Raw genomic sequence first — 19150 nt, 5'->3', positions numbered from 1 at the left:
TTTTACTCCACGAGCGAGGATTTCCCCGCTCGCAGAGTTTATGGCTGATGCGGAGTAGCGGGATATGAGCGCGGATGCGGTGATCGAAGTTGCTGGGCTGACGAAGTCGTACGGCAAGTTCCAGGCGCTGAGGGGCCTGGACCTCACCCTGGAGAAGGGGCAGGTCCTCGGGTTCCTCGGCCCCAACGGTGCCGGCAAGTCCACGACGATCCGGGTGCTGCTGGGGCTGCTGCGCGGTGACGGCGGTTCTGCGACGGTGCTGGGGCGTGACCCGTGGAAGGACGTCGTCGAGCTGCACCGCCGGTTGGCGTACGTACCGGGAGACGTGTCGTTGTGGCCGGGGATGACCGGTGGTGAGGCGATCGACCTGCTCGGATCGCTGCGCGGTGGTCTGGATGAGACGCGGCGGAAAGACCTCATCGAGCGGTTCGAGCTGGATCCGACCAAGCGGGGCAGGCAGTACTCGAAGGGCAATCGGCAGAAGGTCGCTATCGTCGCCGCGCTGGCCTCCGATGTGGAGCTGCTGATTCTGGACGAGCCCACCAGCGGCCTGGACCCGCTGATGGAGAGTGTGTTCCAGGAGGTCGTCGGGGAGGCGAAAGCCCGCGGCACGTCGGTGCTGCTGTCCAGCCACATCTTGTCCGAGCTGGAGTCTCTCGCCGACCGGTTGTCGATCATCCGGGACGGGAAGATCGTGCAGACCGGCACTCTCGCCGATCTGCAGAAGGGTGCCCGCACCACCATTCACGCCACCCTCGCCCAGCCGGTGACCGATGCCATATTGGCGGGGCTCAGCGAGATCCACGTGGACGGCAACCGGCTGACCGCGTCCGTCGACGCCGCCCACGTCGGCGATGCGATGACCCGGCTGACTCCGCTGGGGATCACCGCGTTGACGGTGGAGCCGCCGTCGCTGGAGTCGCTGTTCCTGCGCCTGTACGAGCCGGCCGGCGCCGACCAGAAGGCGTCCTGATGGCCGCGCCCGCGATCACCGGCACCCCGCAGCTGCTGCGCGCGAACGTCCGCTACGACGGGCGGATGCTCGCACCCTGGGCGCTGCTGACGACCGTTCTGTCGGCGTCATCGATGCTGTACCCGGTCATCTTTCCCACCGACCAGGACCGTGCCGCATTCGCCGCCGCGGTGGGTGCCAACCCGGCGATGGCGATCATCTTCGGCCCCGCCTTCGACCTGTCCACCGCCGACGGGTTCAACGCCTGGCGGTCCCTCGCCCTGGGCGGGCTGATCGCCGCGCTCGGGGTGATCTTCGCCGTCACCCGCGCCACCCGCGCCCAAGAGGACTCCGGACAGGCCGAACTGCTCGCCTCCGGTGTGATGGGCCGCGCCTCCCGGCTGATGGCCGCGGTGTGGATGTGCCTGGTGTTCGCGATCGTCCTCGGCCTCGTGACCGGGCTGGTGACCGTGCTGTTCGGTGGTGACTGGAACGCCTCCCTGCTGCTGGCAGCGACCATGTCGGCCACCGCGTGGATGTTCACCGGCGTCGCCGCCGTGACCGCGCAGCTGGGCTCAGAGTCCCGCACCGCCAACTCGCTAGCCGTCGCCACCCTCGGGGTGCTGTTCATCGCCCGCGGCGTCAGCTACGCCCTCGAAGCCCCGGACTGGGTGATCTGGATCAACCCGCTCGGCTGGATGACCGAAACCAAACCCGCTGTCGACAACAACTGGTGGCCGCTGCTGCTGGCCGTCGCGCTCACCCTGGTGCTGCTCGCGATCGCGTTCGTGCTGCAGTCACGTAGGGAGTTCGGCGCCGGTGCGATCGCACCACGCCCGGGCCCTGCCCGTGGCAAAGACCGCTCCACCTGGCGGCTCGCCGTCCGGATCAACCGGGGACCGTTCCTGTCGTGGACGGTCGCGTTCGTCGCGCTCGGGTTCGTGTTCGGCTACCTCGCCACCTCGGTATCCGACATCTTCGGATCCGACCCCGCCATCCAGCAGATCCTCGCCGCGGGAGCGGCGACCTCCGACGACCTGGTCAGCGCGTTCCTGGTCACCATCCTCAGCATGGTCGGCATCCTCGCGTCCATCCCCGGCGTGCAGACCATGCTCAAGGTCCGCACCGAAGAGATGGAAGACCGCGTCGAGCCGCTCATCGCCACCGCGACCGCCCGACCCCGCTACTACGCCAGCAACGCCGCCATCGCGCTCGGCGCGCCCGCCCTATACATGCTGATCGCGGGGGCGCTGATCGGCTGGCTCGCCGGCACCGCGGACATCGGCGTCACGTTCGGTGACGTGCTGCTCCAAGCCGTCGCCACCATCCCCGCAGTGTGGACAGTCGTCGCTCTCGCCGTCGCCGTGGTCGGCGCCCGCCCCCAGGTCGTTCTGGCCGCCTGGCTCGGCGTGCTCGCCTCGTTCGCGCTCACGATCCTCGGCCCCACCTTCAACCTGTGGGACTGGATCCTCGCGATCAGCCCGTTCTGGCACATCCCCAACGTCACCGACCCCGATGCCGACTGGATGGGGCTGGTCTGGATCAGCCTCGTCACCATACTTTTCCTCGCCATCGGGTTCGCCGGATTCCGACGCCGCGACCTCGCACGCCAATAGCACCAACAACCATTGCCGAGACGACAACAGAAAGGCCGCCCATCATGTGGTTCGAGAAGATGTGGGAGTCGTTCGAGACCTACTGGAGCTCGGTCGGGCTTGGCATGGCTATCGTGCTACTCGCCCTGCTGTTCTTCACCAACGTCCTCAGGCAGAATCTGCAGATCACCCGCTGGAAGGACCCCGTCTGGCTCGCGTGGGCGATGGCCGTCGCCTACATGCTCCACAACTTCGAGGAATACGGCATCGACGCGCTTGGACGCTCGTTCCACTTCCCTGTCACCGCGTGCGAGACCTTCGGTTTCACGGGTGGCGAAAGCTGCCCGCTTACACCCGCGTTCTTCGTGTCGGTCAATATCCCGTGCGTGTGGATTGCATTCGTACTCGCCGCGCTTCTGTCCCGCCGCAACCATGCCATCGGCCTGACGGCGTCTGCAGTGCTGTTCACGAACGCCCTCAGCCACCTCGCCGTCATTCCGACCTCGGGATACACTCCTGGCGCCGTCACCGCCGCAGTCATCTTCATTCCGCTGTCCCTGTGGGTCTTCTTCACGCAGTTCGGCCGGAACAAGGTCCGCATCCCCGTGCTGGTAGCGATCTTCCTTGCTGCGATCGTCACACAAGGTGTCTTGCTGCTCCTGCTGATGGGACTCGCGACGGCGACCATCACAGAAGGCGCTGCGATGGTCATCATGACGCTCGCTGCGAGCCCGCTCATCCTCTTCCCGTGGGCAGCGTCCGCGATCTGGCCGACGGCTCAACCGCCTCGCGTCTCCGACATGAGCCAGAGTGACTCCCTCCACGAGGCATCGTGAACTTCCTCGGCAAGTACGCGCTATACATCCTGACCGGCCTCGGCGTCATCGTCGCGGTCTGGCTGATCGTGGGATGGACGACCATGCCGCTGATGTGGCACACGAGCGCACTCATGTTCATCGCCATCGTGCTGCATCTGTGGGAAGAGCAACGTCTTCCCGGCGGATTCACTCACATGATCAGCGAAAAGATTGGCTTCACCCAAGTCAACCCGCATTTCGGCGACCTCGTGCTGATGATGCTCGTAATCCTGGTCGGGTTGGGACCACTGTTCTTTCCAGCGGTCATATTCCTGCAGCTCGCGCCCCTCATCCTCGGCATGGCCGAGGCCCTCGCGCACACTGTCACGATTCTGCTGTTCAAGATGAAACGTCCGTACACCCCGGGGATGGCCACGGCTGTATTCGTCATGCTGCCAATTTCGATCACAGGCATCGTTCTCGGCTACCAACACAACCTCATCGCCGGTCTCGATTGGCTCTGGGCCGTGCTGTTCATGTTTGGCAGTGTCATCATCTGCCAATTCACCGTCGTCCGAGTCAGTGGGGTCCGATACCGGGACTTCCTAAAAGGGGTCGTCGGAAACCTCCGCAACAGTTAAGGCCAGCCCCGGAGCTATATGGAAAACAGATTCTCAGCTGCAGCCCTGGCGGTCATGGACGCTTGTACGTACCGGTGACGACCCGGTGCACGGTCGAAGCTGAGGACCACATGAGGCCAGAAGGAGTCGCTGTCACGACGCCTCAAGATTGCAGCTAGTAGTTGAAGCAGCGACCGGAATCAGGCGTCGCTTCCGGCGTGCTCCGGTAGAGGATGAACCAGTTCTCTGCGCTCGCAAGATCGATGGGCGTATCGAGTTTCGTGCAGGTGTACAGCACGCCGTCCTCGCTCCGGAGGTCCGCGTCGATCCATGGAGTGCCACAGGGCGACTCTGGGGCCGGCGTCAGCGTGATTTCGTTTGGAGAGGCGGCGTAGGCGCCCTCCTCCCAGGTGCCAGAGAAGTCGATCGTCTCTGTCCCGCGCAACTCCTTCGCCGTCGCGGGAGGGTCTCCGTCGCACCCCACGCTCACTGGCCACGCGGTCGCCTGGAACGTACCGTCGGTAGCCAACTCGAGTGTCGTGGGCAGACCGCTTCCCGCACGCCAAGTTCCGTACGCATCCTCTTTAGTGAGGTTGAAGTCGGAATTCGTGCAGGCCACCAGGGCGAGCATGACAGCGCTGAAGGTGACTAATAGAGCGCCGATTCGACGACGGGTCCCGTTTGAAGCGAAGTTTGCCACAAGCCCATGATGTAGCACCGACGAGGTTAAGGAAATCACCGCGCCAGGCCCCACGCCGAAAGCCCTCATGCATGGATCTGATGTCTCCCATATCGGAGAGCCATCGCCCAAGCTACCGGCCGGGGGAGCTGCCTGATCCATTTGGACGGTCGCGTTGGGACTTGTCCCTAGGCCTGCGCAAGTGATTCCAGTTGAGCACTGCCGCTACTATCCGGGGTAGCGTCCGCTGACGTATCGCTCGAATCTGAGGCCCTTGAAGCCTTCGTGCTGCGCCATTGCGTTGTAACTGAACCCGAGTGCGTCGGCGACCATTGGGGCAGGCATGGAAGCGACGAGCTCGTCCAGGGCGGTGTTCTTGCTACCAAGAAGGTCGATCCCAAGGCGGTTGAGTGCGAGCTTGATCGAGTGGCGATGGACGTGCTCTCCCGGGCGGGCGCCGGGGAACAAGTAGGGGTTGGTGTCGACTGTCCTGGTCGATGTCGGGGCTCGATTGGCCAGGTGCTGCGTGAGCAACGCGGCGATCGGGGCCGGCAGGTCGATCCAGTCATCGACGAAGCGAATTCTTGCGGTTGAGTCGTCGACGTCGACGGCGGTAATGGGCATGGCGGCGATCCGGGTGATCGGCTGACCGAAGACGAGCAGCAGGAGAGCGATGAGACGGGGTGCGGCTGGGTATTGCTCGGCTTCCAGGCAGCGCCGGATCCAGACCAAACGCTCCTCGGCGTCGATCCGGCGGATGGTCTTAACCGTGCGGCGTGGAACGGTCAGCGCAGGGGAGAGCTGGCTTTGAGCAGTGAAGGTCAAGAAGTTCTTCACCGTGTAGCGAGTGGTGGGGCCATCGGCGAGCCAGTCATCGATGTCTGATTGCGAGCAGCTGCGGAGCGTGCTGCTGCGGTCAGCGAGCCATTTGAGGAAGTTGCTCGCGACCGTGATCTCTTGTTTCGCATTGTGCGCGGCCGATGCTGCGCCGCGAGGCAATGCGGCGCAGTCTCGAACCTTTCTGAGGTGGTGCCAGGTTGCGAAGCGACGCAGCGCGTCACGACTGTCTGGCGATTCGATGGTGTCGATCTTGGTGGGGATCCAGGCGGCGAACCGGGCGAGCGCGGCGTCCTGGGGCGGGAGATGCCCTCGGTCGATCAGCAGGGCTCGGATGTGTCTGAGTGTCGCTGTTTGCGGCAGGTCGTCGAGCGCCTCGTGCGTGGCCGCGATACTGCCGTCGGCGATGCCAGCGAGGAGGTGCCGGACTTGCTGGCTCTGTAACCAGCGGATGATGCTCCGTGGCCTCGCGGCCGCGAGGAAGTGCTCTCGGAGGGTTTCCCTGATCTGGTCGGAGTCATCGTCGACGTGGAGCATGGTCGTGTCGAGATCGTCAGCAAGTGAGCACCATTCGCAGAGCCCGCGCCGATATGGTGCTCTTTCGTTGCTGCAGCGGGTGCAACGGTAGTCGCGCGAGTAGCCGGCGCAGTCGCCGCAGATCGGCGAGCCGGACGGATCTTGACCGGGGAGGAGGCGGTCGGTGGCGCAGACGGCGCAGTTGCCGTGGGTGTGGAGGGCTGTTTCGATGCAGCTTCGACAGAGCTTGACACCTGGGGCGAGGTTGTCGAGTCGAGTAGTTGTCTGCTGGCATCGCGGGCAGAGGTGGGCGCCTTCTTTCCGCGGGCGGCCGCGGGTCGGGCGCTGGGGGAGCAGCTCAGGTGTCATCGCGAATCACACGGGCGCGGCGTGGCCGGTGACGTGACTCGGGGAGCTCACGAACGGGCGCATCGTTGACGCGGATGTTGTTCGATTCGTCCGCGGCGGTGGTGGTGATGAGGTCGGCGGGTGAACAGCGGAAGATGTCGCAGAGTGCGGCGAGCATCTGCAGTGAGATCCGTTCGGGGCGCTGCGTGACGAGTCGCCAGATCTGCGCAGACGAGAGTGTGATGCCGCGCTGCTCCAGGTGGGGCAGGAGGTCCGTGCTGTTGTGCATTGCGTTGCGGGCCATGAGCTCTGCGAGGTGCCAGTCGTAAGAGATGGTGCGGTTCACGATTACTCCTTCGAGCCCAGACGTAGGGCATCAGCGATGGTTCCGTCGAGTGCCTTGCGCAGGGTCTTCGTGCGATAGTCGCTCGAGACAGCGGTATAGATGGCGGTCGTCGACGCGTAGTCGTGCCCGACTTGCTGTTGCACGAATAGCGCGTCGAGTCCATCTTCGATGAGGTGGGTGACGTAGGAGCGGCGCAAGGAGTGGAAGGTGACCTCAGCGCCGAGGCCGATATCGCTCCGATATTGCCGAAAGCGGGCGTTCAAAGCAGTCTCTGAGACCAGAGTTCCGCGTTCGGAGGGAAAGAGATCTCGACTGTGGGGGAGTAACGGCCGCCCGCGTTCTTCCCACTCCTGGATGATTCCGCTGCCCCAGGGGAACACGGCGAGAACGTTCCGTTGCTTGAAGTCGGTGCCAGCCGAGGCCTTGCCGAACCGGACGTTCAAGTGGCCATACCGGCCGAACTCGCCGGCATGCGGGTTGCGCGTGAAGTCCAAGTCTTGGAGATGTCTCACCTCGTTGCGACGCAGACCGAACAGGTAGCTCACTTTGAGTAGCGTGCTGTCCCGGAATGCGGCTGCCCACCCCTTTGTCTTCCGGTGCGCAGCTGCGTCGACTTCGTCGTCGGCGCGATCGAACAACGCCTGCAACTCGGAGCGGGTGAATGGGCGAACACGTCCGCCATGCTCTGCCTCCAGAATGTGCCGCTGTGTGTTCCAGTGGTGCAGCACGGGGGAGGGGTGATCGCCGAACAGGTCGATGCACCGATCCACCCATCCGTATGCCGGGTCACACAAGTAGTTGTTGAACGACTGCAACGCGTTCTGATAGCTGCGGATTGTTGAGCGGCGGTTCTGATGTACCGCCCGGCGATCAGCGAAGAACTCGTCGACCATCGCTACAGACCACCGCCAAGGATACGCGCCAGCTGATGAGTGGAAGCGTTCGATCACTGAAGCGCGCACCTCGATCGTCCGCACCGATAGCCCACGGACGAGCTGCTGATTACGCCAGCCCGCCAGCATCTCTCGGAAAGTCTGCTCCTCGGGGTGCAGAAGTGGGAACGAACTCGCCACCGCACGGTACCGGCCAACCTCGTCGACAGCCACACGACCTCTTTCATCAGATGCATGATTCTCGCATCCCTTGGAAGTTTCGTGCAAGTAGAGGACGACAACGGGTGGTGGAAGTCCAGCGCGCGACTCATGCATGAGCGCACGGCCGGCCTGTAAGATGATTCCCTCGGTGGGTAAATACCGGGTCACCGGCTAAATCGAGAAGACCCTCACCTGCGGGTTGCCACCGGCTGTCGGGGGATCGCCACCAGTTTCACCAGATGCAATAATGCCTGATTTTCTTGACATAACTGACATTATCGGCAGATACGCGATGTGCGAGAAGTGCAGGAATGTCGTGTCCGCTTGCTGCAGACGACATCGCCTCACTTCTCGCGCGGCGCTGCTGTGTTCTCGCCGCCCATTCGAGCGCGAGTTTGTGCCGAGACGCGCGCGGATGGGGCTCTGTGCCACCAGAGGTCCCATTCGGCGAGTCTCGGCGACGCCGGGCGCGTCAGCCGGCGCGACCGGCGCGGACGACGCCGTCGACGATCCGGTCGGCGACGGCGTTGCCGTCGAGCGCGGTGACGATGCGCGTCGTGCCCTCGCCCTCGTGCAGGATGCTGGTGCCGTCGTCGGCGACGCTGATCCGTCCCGGCGCGGAGTACGTGAACAACTCGGGTTCGGTCATGGTGAGGACGGTGACCGGGTCGTGCGGAACGTTCCAGGTGGCATCCCAGTACCGCCACCACTGCTCGATCTCCGCGAGGAGGATCCGCCCGAGCTCCCCCGCGGCGGCGATGCGGTCGAGGGATTCCTGCTCGATGCGCACCTGGCGGGTGATCTCGAGCGCGGCGACGGTGGTCGGGATGCCTGCTGCGAAGACGATCCGCGCCGCGGCGACGTCGCTGCGGAAGTTGTGTTCCGGCTCGTCGTCGCCGAAGGCTCCGCCCATCACGTAGAGGTGCCGGACGCTTCCGGCGAACCGTTCGTCCGCGCTGATGGCCGTGGCGATGTTCGTGAGCGGCCCGATAGCGACGACGTCGATCGCTCCGGGAGCGGCCGCGACCTGATCGATGAGGTACTGGACGGCGTTCTCGGAGGCGACGCGTTCTGCGTCGAGGTCGTCGTAGAGGGCGCCTTCGTGACCGGCCCACCACACTTCTTTGCCTGACAGGGTCTCTGCCCGTCCGGCGTGCACGGGTCCTGTCCAGCCGGCGGAGCCGGCGACGCGGGCGGCGAGGCGTGCGCGCAACACAGTGTCGCCGTAGACGGTCGTGATGCCGATCAGCCGGGCGGTGGGGCTGCCGAGCAGCAGGGCGAGGGCAAGTGCGTCGTCGACGTCGCTGCCGATGTCGGTGTCGAGGATGACGCGGCGGTGAGGGGGCACTGTCGAATTCTCGCCGAGATCGATGACGGATGCGACGCGCACGCGCGCGGCATCCGTAGGCTCGCATCATGGCCGACCGTCCCGTTCGCATCGCCGTCCAGATCAAGCCTCAGCACGCCGGCTATGCCGAGATCCGCCTGCAGGCGGCGCTCGTCGAAGAGCTCGGCGCCGACGTGCTGTTCAACTGGGATCACTTCTTCCCGCTCTCCGGCGACCCCGACGGCGCCCATTTCGAGGCGTGGACGATGCTCGCCGCCTGGGCGGAGGCGACCGAGCGCATCGAGCTGGGCGCGCTCGTGTCCTCCGACGGCTACCGCAACCCGAACCTGCTCGCCGACATGGCGCGCACCGTCGACCACATCAGCGCCAAGGGCGGCGAGGGCCGTCTGATCCTCGGAATCGGGGCCGGCTGGTTCGAGCGCGACTACGACGAGTACGGCTACGAGTTCGGCACCGCGCCCGAGCGGCTGCGGAAGCTGCGCGGCGACCTGCCGGTGATCCGCGAGCGCTGGTCCAAGCTGAACCCCCGCCCGAACCGCGACATCCCGATCCTGATCGGCGGCGGCGGCGAGAAGGTGACGCTGCGTATCGCGGCCGAGCACGCGAGCATCTGGCACTCCTTCGGCGATGCCGAGACCATCGCCCGCAAGCACGCCGTGCTCGACGAGTGGTGCGCGGCGATCGGCCGCGACCCCGGCGAGATCGAGCGCTCGGCGGGCGTCAACCCGAAGCCCGGCCGGTTCCCCGAGGACCTCGACGACTACCCCGCCGCCGCGGACAAGCTCTTCGCCGTCGGCACCCGCCTGTTCACGGTCGGCCTCGAGGCGCCATCGTGGGACCTCGGGCCGATCCGCGAGCTGCTCGCCTGGCGCGACGAACGCAACGCCTGAGCCCGACGCTCCCCCGCTGTTCACGAGCGCGAAACCAGACGCCCAGCCAATCCGGAGGTAGGGGTTCCGTTTTCGACGTAGAGTAACCGGAGTACTTCTCTCCGAATCCGGTTCTCATCCTCGGGAGCACTCTTGTCAGCAACCGCCACCGCGCCACTCGTGAGCGCGGACCCGCACGCCGAGCATCACCACTCGCGCCGCTGGGTCATCCTCGTCGTCCTGGCGCTCAGCCAGCTCATGGTCATCCTCGACTCCACCGTCGTCAACATCGCCCTGCCGACCGCGCAGAAGGCGCTCGCCTTCAGCGACAACGACCGGCAGTGGATCATCACCGGCTACACCCTCGCCTTCGGCAGCCTGCTGCTCTTCGCGGGCCGTCTCGCCGACCTGTTCGGCCGCAAGTGGGCGCTCATCATCGGCCTCGCGGGCTTCGCGCTGGCATCCGCTCTCGGCGGCTTCGCCACGACCTTCACGATGCTGGTCTCCGCCCGTGTCATTCAGGGCGCGTTCGGCGCGATCCTCGCGCCAGCCGTCCTCGCGATCCTCACCACGACCTTCCGGGACGGGCGCGAGCGCGGTCGCGCTTTCGGCATCTTCGGCGCCATCGGCGGCGGCGGCGCGGCGCTCGGCCTGCTGCTCGGCGGCGTGCTGACCGAGTACTTCTCGTGGCGCGCGACCATGTTCGTGAACATCTTCTTCGCGATTCCCGCGCTGATCGGCGCCTTCGTGCTGCTGCGCCACTCGGCCAGCACACATCGCCCGAAGCTCGACCTGCCGGGGGCCGTCACCATCACCGCGGGCCTGTTCGCCCTCGTCTACGGCTTCTCGCTCGCCGACACCGACGGCTGGGGCGACGGCAAGACGATCGGATTCCTCGTCGCATCCGGCATCCTGCTCATCGCCTTCGTGGTGATCGAGGCGCGCTCGAAGCACGCGCTGCTCCCCCTGCGCATCCTGCTCGACCGCACCCGCGGCGGTGGCCTGATCGCGATGTTCCTCGCGACCACGGGCATGTTCGGCGTGTTCCTGTTCATGACCTACTACCTGCAGTCGAACCTCGGCTACAGCGCGGTCAAGACGGGCGTGGCGTTCCTGCCCCTGCCCGCTGCCATCGTGCTCACCGCGGCGGTCATCATGCCGCGCCTGCAGCGCCGCGTCAGCCCGAAGATCCTGGTGCCGTCCGGCATGTTCCTCGGCGCCGTCGCGCTCGCGCTGCTCACCCGCATCGAGGTGCAGGGCGACTACGCGGCCGATGTGCTGCCGAGCCTGATCCTGCTCGGCCTCGGCATGGGCACCCTGTTCTCCATCGCGATGAGCATCTCGACGCTGCGCGTTCGTCAGGAGGACGCGGGCGTCGCCTCCGCCACTGTGAACACCGTGCAGCAGGTCGGCGGCTCGATCGGCACCGCGCTGCTCAACACGATCGCCAGCACCACGATCACCGCCTACATCGCCGACCACCTCGCCCAGGCGACCACCAAGGCCGCTCAGCTCGGCGTGCAGGCGCAGGCGGCGATCAATGGCTACCACGTGGCATTCTGGCTCGCGGCGGCGATCTTCGCCGGCGGTGCCGTTGTCACCGCGATCGTGCTGCGACGCGGCGTGCCTGAGGAATTCCTGCACTCGACCGGCGACGAGCCTGCGATGATTCACGCATAGGCCATGCGACGAAGCGGCCGGAAAGGAGGACGGTGTGACGAGCACCGCTGATGCCCCTACCCGGCCGCTTCGGCGCGACGCGGCCCGCAACCGCCGCGCGCTGCTCGACGCGGGCCGCGAGGTGTTCGCCGCCCGCGGCCTCGAGGCCACGCTCGATGAGATCGCGCACCACGCCGGCGTCGGCGTCGGAACCGCCTACCGCCACTTCGCCAACAAGCAGGAGCTCGCCGCCGCGATCTTCAAGGACGACTTCGAGCAGCTCGTCGAGTCGGCCAGGGCGGCTCTCGAGGTCGAAGACCCGTGGCAGGCGCTGACCGGATTCATCGAGTCGACGGTGGCGAAGCAGGCCGACGATCGCGGCCTGCACGAGCTGATGACCGCCGGGGCGATGAACGAGCAGCCCATGCAGGTCGACGGGAAGCTCGAGACGATCCGCGAGGCGCTGTTCGAGCCCGTCGCGGCGCTCATGGAGCGGGCGAAGAAGAGCGGATGCCTGCGGCAGGACGCCTCCCCCACGGACCTCGCCGCGATCCTGCTCATGATGGGCTCGACGTTCACCGTGAGCGAGGCGGTAAGCCGGCCGGTCTGGAAGCGGTATCTCAGGCTGCTGCTCGACGGGCTGCGCTGCACCGGCTGCGCCACGCTTCCGGAGGACGCCCTCGACGTCGACGAGCTCGACCTGGCTCTCGCGGTCGTCAAGAAGCACTGAGCAACCGAAGCACTGAGCAGCTAGGAGCCGAGCAGCTCGCGCACCCGCCCAGCGTTCGCCGCGAAAGCCGCCATGTCGGCATCGGCGCTCGGTGACTGCAGCAGCACCGAGGTCGCCCCGGCGTCGAAGACCTCGCGGACCGTCGCGGCGACCTGCTCGACGGAGCCGGCGGCGGCGTACCGCCGCTCCCCCGTGAGCTCCCAGCGGTCGAACTCCCCCTCCATGCGCTTCGCGGCGTTGTCGCCGAAGGCGGCCATGAGGAACACGGGCACCTCGAAGGGGCCGTCGACCCCGGCATCCGATCGCGCGCCCCGAGCCTGCGCGATGCTCGCACGCACCATGCCCGCACTCGTGCCGCCGGTCAGCACGAGGCCGTCGGCCACCTCGCCGACGAGCGCCGTCGTCTTCGGCCCCTCGGCAGCGGCGAGCACGGGAACCGGCGCGGCGGGCGGCCAGTCGAGCTTCACGCGGTCGAGCTTCACGTAGCGGCCGGAGACGCTGAGCTCCCGCCCGGCGAGCAGCCCGCGCAGCGCGGGCACGTACTCGCGCATGAGCGTGAGCGGCGAGGCGACCCTGGCGCCGGCCTGACCCATCCAGTCCAGCACGCCGTGACCGACGCCGAAGCGCGCACGGCCCGGGAACAGCCGCTCGATCATCGCCGCCTCCATCGCGAGCAGTGCGACATTACGCAGCGGCATGGGCAGGATGCCGACGCCGACCCGCACCCGATCGGTGGCCGCGAGCGCCGCGACGAGGGCGGTGATGCCGCTTTCCTTGAAGCAGTCCTCCCACACCCAGAACTCGTCGAGGCCGGCCTGCTCGGCCGCGACGGCCGCTGCGCGCAGGCCCTCGGGTGGCAGAGACGGTTGGAAGATCACGCCCAGAGAGGTCATGAGTCGAGGCTAGGGCCCACCACCGACAGCGCGTACCCTGCGGGCATGGTCGATGTCATCACCTCTCAACAGTTCCATGCCGCGCCCGGCGTCGAGGACTGGCGGGTTCTCTCCTTCGGCGCCGCGACGCACTTCGAGACCGGCTCATTCGCCACGGGGGTCGCGCTCGTCGATCGCATCGGCGAGCTGGCGGATGCCGCGAACCACCACCCCGATATCGAGCTGCGCTACGGCAGCGTGCAGGTCCGGCTGCTCACCCACGAGGTGATCGACCAGGGCTGGGTGCTCAGCGCGCGCGACGCGGAGCTCGCCGCCCAGATCTCGCAGGCGGCGCGCGAGCTCGGCGCCACGGCCGACCCATCGAAGGTGCAGACCGTGCAGATCGCGATCGACGCCCTCGACATCCCCAAAGTCCGCCCGTTCTGGGCGGCCGTGCTCGGCTACGAGCTGTTCGGCAGTGAGGACGTCGGCGGCCCCACCGCACCCGGCCCGAACGTCTGGTTCCAGCAGCTGGACGCGCCCCGGCCGCAGCGCAACCGCATCCACCTCGACCTCTACGTGCCGGCGGACCTCGCGCCTACCCGTATCGAGGCGGCGCTCGCGGCCGGTGGCACGGTGGTGCGCGACAACGGACCGAACTGGTGGACGCTCGCCGACCCCGAGGGCAATGAGGTCGACATCGCCCCCTGGCCGGACACCTTCAGCGGCTGGTAGCGCCGACTCACACGGGCAGGTGCCGCTGCCACCAGTCCAGGATGACCTCGAAGCGCTGCAGGCGGTGCCGCGGGCGGCCCGCACGGCTCAGCTCGTGGTTCTCACCGGGGAAGACGACCAGCTCGGCATCCACCCCGTTCCTCTTCAGTGCGTGGAAGTAGCGCTCGGCCTGTCCGAGCGGGCAGCGCAGATCCTGCTCGGAGTGCAGCACCAGCGTCGGCGTGGTCACCTGGCCGACGACAGCCTGAGGGCTCTGCGCCGCGATCTGGGCGGGGTCCTCCCCGACGTACTGGCCGCCGAAGAACGAGCCGATGTCGCTCGTGCCGACGAAGTACTCCGGGTCGAGGAATCCGCGCTCGACGATCGCAGCGGCGAAGCGGTGGTCGTGTGCGATCGTCCACGCCGTGAGGTACCCGCCGTACGACCCGCCGAGAATCCCCGTGCGCGCGCCGTCGAGGCGCGAGTCGGCCGCGATCGCGCCGTCGAGAAAGGCCAGCACGTCGTCGAGGTCGACGGTTCCCATGGCCTGACGGATGCTTCGGCCGTGCTCCTCGCCGTAGGTGCGGCTCCCCCGCGGGTTGCAGTACACGACCGCGTAACCAGCGCCGACGAGTACCTGGGTCTCGTCGAAGAGGTGCACGCCGTACTCGGCGAACGGGCCGCCATGGATCATGAGCAGCACGGGGTGCGGCCCCTCGCCCTCCGGCACGGCGACCCAGCCGTGCACCGGGTAGCCGTCGCGGCTCGGCACCTCGAGCTCGGTCGGCGTCACGACGCCCGCCGCCCGCAGCGGCGCGGAGAAGTCGGTGAGCCGGCGCAGTCCGTCGGCCTCAACGACGGCGAGGTCGCCGGAGGTGCCGGGGTCCGCGTAGCTGACGACGATCACCTGGCCCGCGGCATCCGCCGCTCCCACCTCGACCTCGCCGCGGGTGAGCGCCGTCACCGCGCCTGAAGGGTCGACGTGAAGCAGCTGGTGGGTGCCCCTGCGGCCCTCGATCACGAGAACCGCGCCGTCGGGGCGGGCGACGATCGTCGGCTGCGCTCCCCCGCCGCCGATGTCGTACTGCTCGGGGTCGGTGAGCCGCCGCGGCGCGCCGCCGGGTGCGTCGATCACGTAGAGCGAGGAGTTGCGGCCCACGAAGTCGAGGCCGTCCTCGCCCAGCTCGCCGGCCAGGAAGAACAGCCGGCCGTCCGGCGCATAGCGCACGGCATCGATGCCGAAGCTGCCGTGCCCGATTGTCGCGTCGACGGCATCCCCCTCCCCCGACACCGGCAGCAGCACCACGCTTGAGCGCAGATCCTCGTCGCGCGTCTCATGCACGGCGGCGACCGCGGCGAGGGTGCGCCCGTCGGGCGAGAACGCGAAGCCGCCGTGGTCGACCTCGTGCTGCGAGACGCGCTGCGGCTCGGCGACGACGGGCCTCGGCGTCGCCGGCCCGGCGGGCGAGGCGACCGGCTGCACGACCGGCTCGGCCTGCACATCGGGCACCGGCACGGTGAACAGCAGGTTCGGGCGGTCGAGGTAGTAGCCGAGGCCGTTGGAGGTGCGGTTGTAGGTGTCGAAGCGACGCGCGGGTTCGGCATCCGCCCCGACTCCCTCGACCGTGCCGTAGCGCCCCGCCTCGGGCTCGCGGCTCGAGAAGGCGAGCACGGCGCCGTCGGGCGAGAACGCGAAGGCGCCGACGCCGAGTTTGCGGTCGGTGACCTGCACGGGCTCGCCACCGTGCGCGTCGACCACGAAGAGCTGCGCAGCGGCGCCGGGCTGCGCGCGCAGGAATCCGATCAGCCGCCCGTCGGGCGAGAACTGCGGCGCGGTGTCACGGAAGCCGCGCGTGAGGCGGAACGGGCCGCTGCCATGGGCCGAGAGCGGCACGATCCAGAGCTGCCCGACGTAGGAGTCGGCGTCCAGGTCGGGGCGCGTCACCGCGATCACGGCCGCGTCGCCGCGCGGGCTGATGGACGGCGCGGAGACCGTGTTGATCAGGGGCAGGTCGCTCGGCTTCATGCGCGCTCCTTACTCCCCGGCGAAGTCGCTCGTGTCGCCGACGAGCCGGGTGTGATCGGCCGGAACGGGCTCGACCGCGGCGAGCGCGACCTCGGCCGCGAACTCCGACACGTTGTACAGGCGCCCGGCGGCCTGACGGCGCGCCTCGATCGCATCGGGATTCATCCGGTTCAGCAGGGTCGCGGTGATGGTGCCCTCGATCATGTCGCCCGAGACGACGACGAAGTCGATGCCGCGAGACTCGAGCTCGGGAATCCGCTCGCGCAGCGCGTCCTCGCCCGCTCGCTTCGACTTCGCGACCGGCTCGTATTCGGGCATGGTCGGCGCCGTGCGGATGAAGTGCGCCTGGTGGCTCGTGACGAACACGACACGGCCGCCCTCGGCCATGAGGGGCAGTGCCGCCTCGAGCACCGAGACCTGCGCGTCGCGGTTGAGGCGCAGCGCGTAGTCCTCGCCCATGCCGGACTCCATGCCGCCCGAGGCGTTGAGCACCAGGATGTCGAGGCCGCCCCACGCCTCCTTCACCTGCGCGAACATGGCGGCGACGGATGCCGGATCCGTGAGGTCCGCCGCGACGACGAGCGCCTCGGCGCCGGTCGATGCCAACTGCGCCGCGAGCTTCTCGGCCCGCGCGGCCTTGTTGCGGTAGTTGATGACCACCTTCGCGCCCGCCTCGGCGAAGTACGCGACGGTGTCGGCGCCGATGCCACGGCTCGATCCCGTGACGAGCACGCGGGTGCCTTCGAGCGATCCGGCGGCGAGGGGATTGGTCACGAGGAACTCCTAATGGGGGTGCGAATCACGGGCAGAGAAAACCCCCAACGACGATATCAATCACAGTGCTGGTTGAGCCTCCGGTCCCCGCCCGGCGGCCACGTGGAAATCGCCGCGCATGTCGCCGATTCCCACTAGGGTGAGCCTCATGGGTGGGTTCGAGTGGATCGTCTGGGCCGCGCTCATCATCGTGTTCGTCGCGATCGCGATGCTCACGGCCGAGATCGAGTTCATGCTCCTCGCGTTGGGTGCGCTGGGCGGCCTGATCGCCGAGCTGTTCGGCGCACCATGGTGGCTGTCCACCGTGATCGCCGCGGTCGTCGCCATTCTCGGCACCTTCCTGCTGCGGCCCCGGCTGCTGCATCTGCTGGAGCGCAGCGGCGATCCGACCAAGAGCAACATCGACGCGATCGTGGGGACGACCGGCCGCGTGCTGCTGCAGGTCACCATGACGGGCGGCCAGGTCAAGCTCGCCAACGGCGAGACCTGGAGTGCTCGGGTGCCGGAGGGCGACGCGGCGACCATCCAGCCGGGCACCGAGGTGCGCGTGCTCTCCGTCGACGGGGCATCCGTCATCATCGAACCGGAATAACCAAGAGGGGCAACATGGGCGAGGTAGGCGCCATCGTCGTGGTGATCGTCGTGATCATCGTGATCATCTTCGTGCTGGTGACGATCTTCCGGGCGATCCGGATCGTGCCGCAGGCGCGCGCCGGCGTGGTCGAGCGGCTCGGCCGCTATCACAAGACGCTCAGCCCGGGCCTCAACCTGCTTGTGCCGTACGTCGACCGGCTGCGGCCGCTCATCGACCTGCGCGAGCAGGTCGTCTCCTTCGCCCCGCAGCCCGTCATCACCGAGGACAACCTGGTCGTCTCGATCGACACGGTCATCTACTTCCAGGTGACGGATGCCCGGGCCGCGACCTACGAGATCGCGAACTACCTCGCCGCGGTCGAGCAGCTGACCACCACCACCCTGCGCAACGTCGTCGGCGGCATGAACCTCGAAGAGGTGCTCACGAGCCGCGACAACATCAACTCGCAGCTGCGCATCGTCCTCGACGAGGCCACCGGCAAGTGGGGCATCCGCGTCGGCCGTGTCGAGCTCAAGTCGATCGACCCGCCCGCCTCCATCCAGGACTCGATGGAGCAGCAGATGCGCGCCGAGCGGAACCGCCGCGCCGCGATCCTGAACGCCGAGGGCACCAAGCAAGCCGAGATCCTGAACGCGGAAGGCTTCAAGCAGGCGGCGATCCTCAAGGCGGAGGGCGACAAGCAGGCCGCGATCCTGCGCGCAGAGGGCGAGGCGAAGGCGATCGACACCGTCTTCTCGGCCATCCACGAGGGCAAGCCCGACGACCTGCTGCTCGCCTACCAGTACTTGCAGACCCTGCCGCTGATCGCCAACGGCCAGGCGAACAAGGTGTGGGTCATCCCCGCCGAGCTCACCAAGGCGATGGAGGGCTTCGCCGGCGCATTCGGGGCGAAGGCACCGGGGGCGACGCCTCCGGCGGAGTGACCCTGCCTCCCGCGAGCCGCGACAGCGGCTACTTCGCACCGTCGCGCCCGCGCGTGCTCGCGCATCGCGGGCTCGCGATCGACGCGCCGGAGAACACGCTGCTCGCCTTCGCGCATGCGCTCGCCGCCGGCGCGCCCTACGTCGAGACCGACGTGCACGCCTCGGCAGACGGCGTCGCCATCATCAGCCACGACCCCGACCTGATGCGGCTCACGGGGCGCAGCGCCCGCATCGACCAGCTGACGGCGGCAGAGCTGGCCGAGGTCGACCTCGGCTCGGGCGAGAGCTTCGTGACGCTCGGCGAGGCGCTGCACGCCCTGCCGGACGCGCGCTTCAACATCGACATCAAAACGAGGGCGGCGGCGGATGCCGCGGCCGCGGCGATCCTCGAGCAGAGGGCCGCCCACCGGGTGCTCGTCACGAGCTTCGACGACGCCACGCGCCGCGCGACGCTCGCCGCCCTCGGCGGAGCGGTCGCGACCTCTGCGTCGCAGCGCGGCGTGGTCGGCGCCCTCGTCGGCGCGCGCCTCGGGCTCGGCTTCGTTGTGCGCGCTGCGCTGGGGGGCGTCGACGCGGTGCAGGTGCCCGAACGCCAGGGGCCGCTCACCGTCGTCACGCGCCGGTTCGTCGACGCGGTGCGCCGCGCGGGAGTCGAAGTGCACGTGTGGGTCGTGAACGACGAGGACGACATGCGCCGCCTCATCGCGCTCGGCGTCGACGGAATCGTGACAGATCGCGCCGACCTTGCTGTGAAGCTTGTCAAGGACCTGGCAAACCCCTGAGTCTGCCGCTTCACTGGGAAGCACCGGGAACGTGCAAGCGTTTCGAATTCATGAATTCGTATCGAGCGTGAAGG

19 protein-coding genes are annotated in these 19150 nt (G+C 67.7%); 11 read left to right on the top strand and 8 right to left on the bottom strand.

Annotation, left to right across the window (positions count from 1 at the left end; all coding sequences use genetic code 11):
* Window positions 1-64: 64 nt before the first annotated feature.
* From ABD708_RS07575 to ABD708_RS07560, 4 genes are read left to right on the top strand one after another with little or no spacing between them, the layout of a single operon-like run.
* A complete protein-coding gene (locus ABD708_RS07575; protein ID WP_344752899.1) occupies window positions 65-973 on the top strand; it encodes an ABC transporter ATP-binding protein in 909 nt (302 codons plus the stop codon).
* A complete protein-coding gene (locus tag ABD708_RS07570; RefSeq protein WP_344752897.1) occupies window positions 973-2568 on the top strand; it encodes an ABC transporter permease in 1596 nt (531 codons plus the stop codon). Before ABD708_RS07575 ends, ABD708_RS07570 begins: the two co-directional genes overlap by 1 nt.
* Before the next feature lie 44 nt (window positions 2569-2612).
* Complete coding sequence (locus ABD708_RS07565; protein WP_344752895.1) at window positions 2613-3383, top strand: HXXEE domain-containing protein; 771 nt, start codon at window positions 2613-2615, stop codon at window positions 3381-3383.
* The gene (locus ABD708_RS07560; RefSeq protein ID WP_344752893.1) at window positions 3380-3985 is read left to right on the top strand and encodes an HXXEE domain-containing protein; all 606 of its coding nucleotides are present in this window, start codon (window positions 3380-3382) and stop codon (window positions 3983-3985) included. Before ABD708_RS07565 ends, ABD708_RS07560 begins: the two co-directional genes overlap by 4 nt.
* A 154-nt stretch (window positions 3986-4139) precedes the next feature.
* Here ABD708_RS07560 and ABD708_RS07555 read toward each other — a convergent pair whose 3' ends face one another.
* From ABD708_RS07555 to ABD708_RS07535, 5 genes are all read right to left on the bottom strand, one after another.
* Window positions 4140-4733, bottom strand: coding sequence for a hypothetical protein (locus ABD708_RS07555; RefSeq protein WP_344752891.1), 594 nt, complete (start codon window positions 4731-4733; stop codon window positions 4140-4142).
* Between the two features lie 138 nt (window positions 4734-4871).
* Entirely contained in the window at window positions 4872-6017 is a 1146-nt protein-coding gene (locus ABD708_RS07550; protein WP_344752889.1) for a hypothetical protein, read from the bottom strand.
* Window positions 6018-6354: 337 nt separating this feature from the next.
* Window positions 6355-6690 carry a helix-turn-helix domain-containing protein gene (locus tag ABD708_RS07545; RefSeq protein WP_344752887.1) on the bottom strand — a complete coding sequence of 112 codons (336 nt, stop codon included), beginning with the start codon at window positions 6688-6690 and terminating at the stop codon, window positions 6355-6357.
* A gap of 2 nt (window positions 6691-6692) precedes the next feature.
* The gene (locus tag ABD708_RS07540; protein ID WP_344752885.1) at window positions 6693-7796 is read right to left on the bottom strand and encodes a tyrosine-type recombinase/integrase; all 1104 of its coding nucleotides are present in this window, start codon (window positions 7794-7796) and stop codon (window positions 6693-6695) included.
* Between the two features lie 460 nt (window positions 7797-8256).
* Entirely contained in the window at window positions 8257-9132 is an 876-nt protein-coding gene (locus ABD708_RS07535; RefSeq protein WP_344752883.1) for a nucleoside hydrolase, read from the bottom strand.
* Between the two features lie 68 nt (window positions 9133-9200).
* Here ABD708_RS07535 and ABD708_RS07530 point away from each other — a divergent pair, with 68 nt between their 5' ends.
* From ABD708_RS07530 to ABD708_RS07520, 3 genes are all read left to right on the top strand, one after another.
* Window positions 9201-10022, top strand: a complete 822-nt coding sequence (locus tag ABD708_RS07530; protein ID WP_344752881.1) for an LLM class F420-dependent oxidoreductase — start codon at window positions 9201-9203, stop codon at window positions 10020-10022.
* Window positions 10023-10181: 159 nt separating this feature from the next.
* A complete protein-coding gene (locus ABD708_RS07525) occupies window positions 10182-11681 on the top strand; it encodes an MFS transporter (protein WP_344752879.1) in 1500 nt (499 codons plus the stop codon).
* Between the two features lie 34 nt (window positions 11682-11715).
* Window positions 11716-12390 (top strand): TetR/AcrR family transcriptional regulator, encoded by a 675-nt coding sequence (locus ABD708_RS07520; RefSeq protein ID WP_344752877.1) that lies wholly within the window; start codon window positions 11716-11718, stop codon window positions 12388-12390.
* Between the two features lie 20 nt (window positions 12391-12410).
* Here ABD708_RS07520 and ABD708_RS07515 read toward each other — a convergent pair whose 3' ends face one another.
* Window positions 12411-13283, bottom strand: a complete 873-nt coding sequence (locus tag ABD708_RS07515; RefSeq protein WP_344752875.1) for an LLM class flavin-dependent oxidoreductase — start codon at window positions 13281-13283, stop codon at window positions 12411-12413.
* Between the two features lie 45 nt (window positions 13284-13328).
* Here ABD708_RS07515 and ABD708_RS07510 point away from each other — a divergent pair, with 45 nt between their 5' ends.
* On the top strand, window positions 13329-13997 hold the full coding sequence (locus tag ABD708_RS07510; protein WP_344752873.1) for a VOC family protein: 669 nt from the start codon (window positions 13329-13331) through the stop codon (window positions 13995-13997).
* A gap of 7 nt (window positions 13998-14004) precedes the next feature.
* Here ABD708_RS07510 and ABD708_RS07505 read toward each other — a convergent pair whose 3' ends face one another.
* The gene (locus ABD708_RS07505) at window positions 14005-16002 is read right to left on the bottom strand and encodes a S9 family peptidase (RefSeq protein ID WP_344752871.1); all 1998 of its coding nucleotides are present in this window, start codon (window positions 16000-16002) and stop codon (window positions 14005-14007) included.
* Between the two features lie 9 nt (window positions 16003-16011).
* Complete coding sequence (locus tag ABD708_RS07500; protein WP_344752869.1) at window positions 16012-16776, bottom strand: SDR family oxidoreductase; 765 nt, start codon at window positions 16774-16776, stop codon at window positions 16012-16014.
* Between the two features lie 148 nt (window positions 16777-16924).
* On the opposite strand from ABD708_RS07500, the gene ABD708_RS07495 reads away from it, so the two are divergent.
* The 3 genes from ABD708_RS07495 to ABD708_RS07485 are packed head-to-tail and all read left to right on the top strand — an operon-like array spanning window position 16925 to window position 19076.
* Window positions 16925-17368: an NfeD family protein gene (locus tag ABD708_RS07495; protein WP_344752867.1), complete on the top strand. Its 444-nt coding sequence runs from the start codon at window positions 16925-16927 to the stop codon at window positions 17366-17368.
* A 14-nt stretch (window positions 17369-17382) separates the two neighbouring features.
* Window positions 17383-18294 carry an SPFH domain-containing protein gene (locus ABD708_RS07490; RefSeq protein WP_344752865.1) on the top strand — a complete coding sequence of 304 codons (912 nt, stop codon included), beginning with the start codon at window positions 17383-17385 and terminating at the stop codon, window positions 18292-18294.
* On the top strand, window positions 18291-19076 hold the full coding sequence (locus tag ABD708_RS07485; RefSeq protein ID WP_344752863.1) for a glycerophosphodiester phosphodiesterase family protein: 786 nt from the start codon (window positions 18291-18293) through the stop codon (window positions 19074-19076). Before ABD708_RS07490 ends, ABD708_RS07485 begins: the two co-directional genes overlap by 4 nt.
* The last annotated feature ends 74 nt before the right edge of the window (window positions 19077-19150 follow it).

It is taken from the genome of Gryllotalpicola koreensis (genome assembly GCF_039538185.1).
Taxonomy (GTDB): Bacteria; Actinomycetota; Actinomycetes; order Actinomycetales; family Microbacteriaceae; genus Gryllotalpicola; species Gryllotalpicola koreensis.
The sequence above is the reverse complement of the archived record's forward strand: the minus strand, read 5'-3'. Positions and strand labels throughout refer to the sequence as shown.

Bases quoted from the DNA above. Each gene is read 5' to 3' on its own strand.
- ABD708_RS07510 (WP_344752873.1), top strand. From the start codon at position 13,329: ATGGTCGATGTCATCACCTCTCAACAGTTCCATGCCGCGCCCGGCGTC.
- ABD708_RS07515 (WP_344752875.1), bottom strand. From the start codon at position 13,283: ATGACCTCTCTGGGCGTGATCTTCCAACCGTCTCTGCCACCCGAGGGC.
- ABD708_RS07555 (WP_344752891.1), bottom strand. From the start codon at position 4,733: ATGAGGGCTTTCGGCGTGGGGCCTGGCGCGGTGATTTCCTTAACCTCG.
- ABD708_RS07490 (WP_344752865.1), top strand. From the start codon at position 17,383: ATGGGCGAGGTAGGCGCCATCGTCGTGGTGATCGTCGTGATCATCGTG.
- ABD708_RS07495 (WP_344752867.1), top strand. From the start codon at position 16,925: ATGGGTGGGTTCGAGTGGATCGTCTGGGCCGCGCTCATCATCGTGTTC.
- ABD708_RS07550 (WP_344752889.1), bottom strand. From the start codon at position 6,017: ATGCTCCACGTCGACGATGACTCCGACCAGATCAGGGAAACCCTCCGA.
- ABD708_RS07565 (WP_344752895.1), top strand. From the start codon at position 2,613: ATGTGGTTCGAGAAGATGTGGGAGTCGTTCGAGACCTACTGGAGCTCG.
- ABD708_RS07570 (WP_344752897.1), top strand. From the start codon at position 973: ATGGCCGCGCCCGCGATCACCGGCACCCCGCAGCTGCTGCGCGCGAAC.
- ABD708_RS07575 (WP_344752899.1), top strand. From the start codon at position 65: ATGAGCGCGGATGCGGTGATCGAAGTTGCTGGGCTGACGAAGTCGTAC.
- ABD708_RS07530 (WP_344752881.1), top strand. From the start codon at position 9,201: ATGGCCGACCGTCCCGTTCGCATCGCCGTCCAGATCAAGCCTCAGCAC.
- ABD708_RS07505 (WP_344752871.1), bottom strand. From the start codon at position 16,002: ATGAAGCCGAGCGACCTGCCCCTGATCAACACGGTCTCCGCGCCGTCC.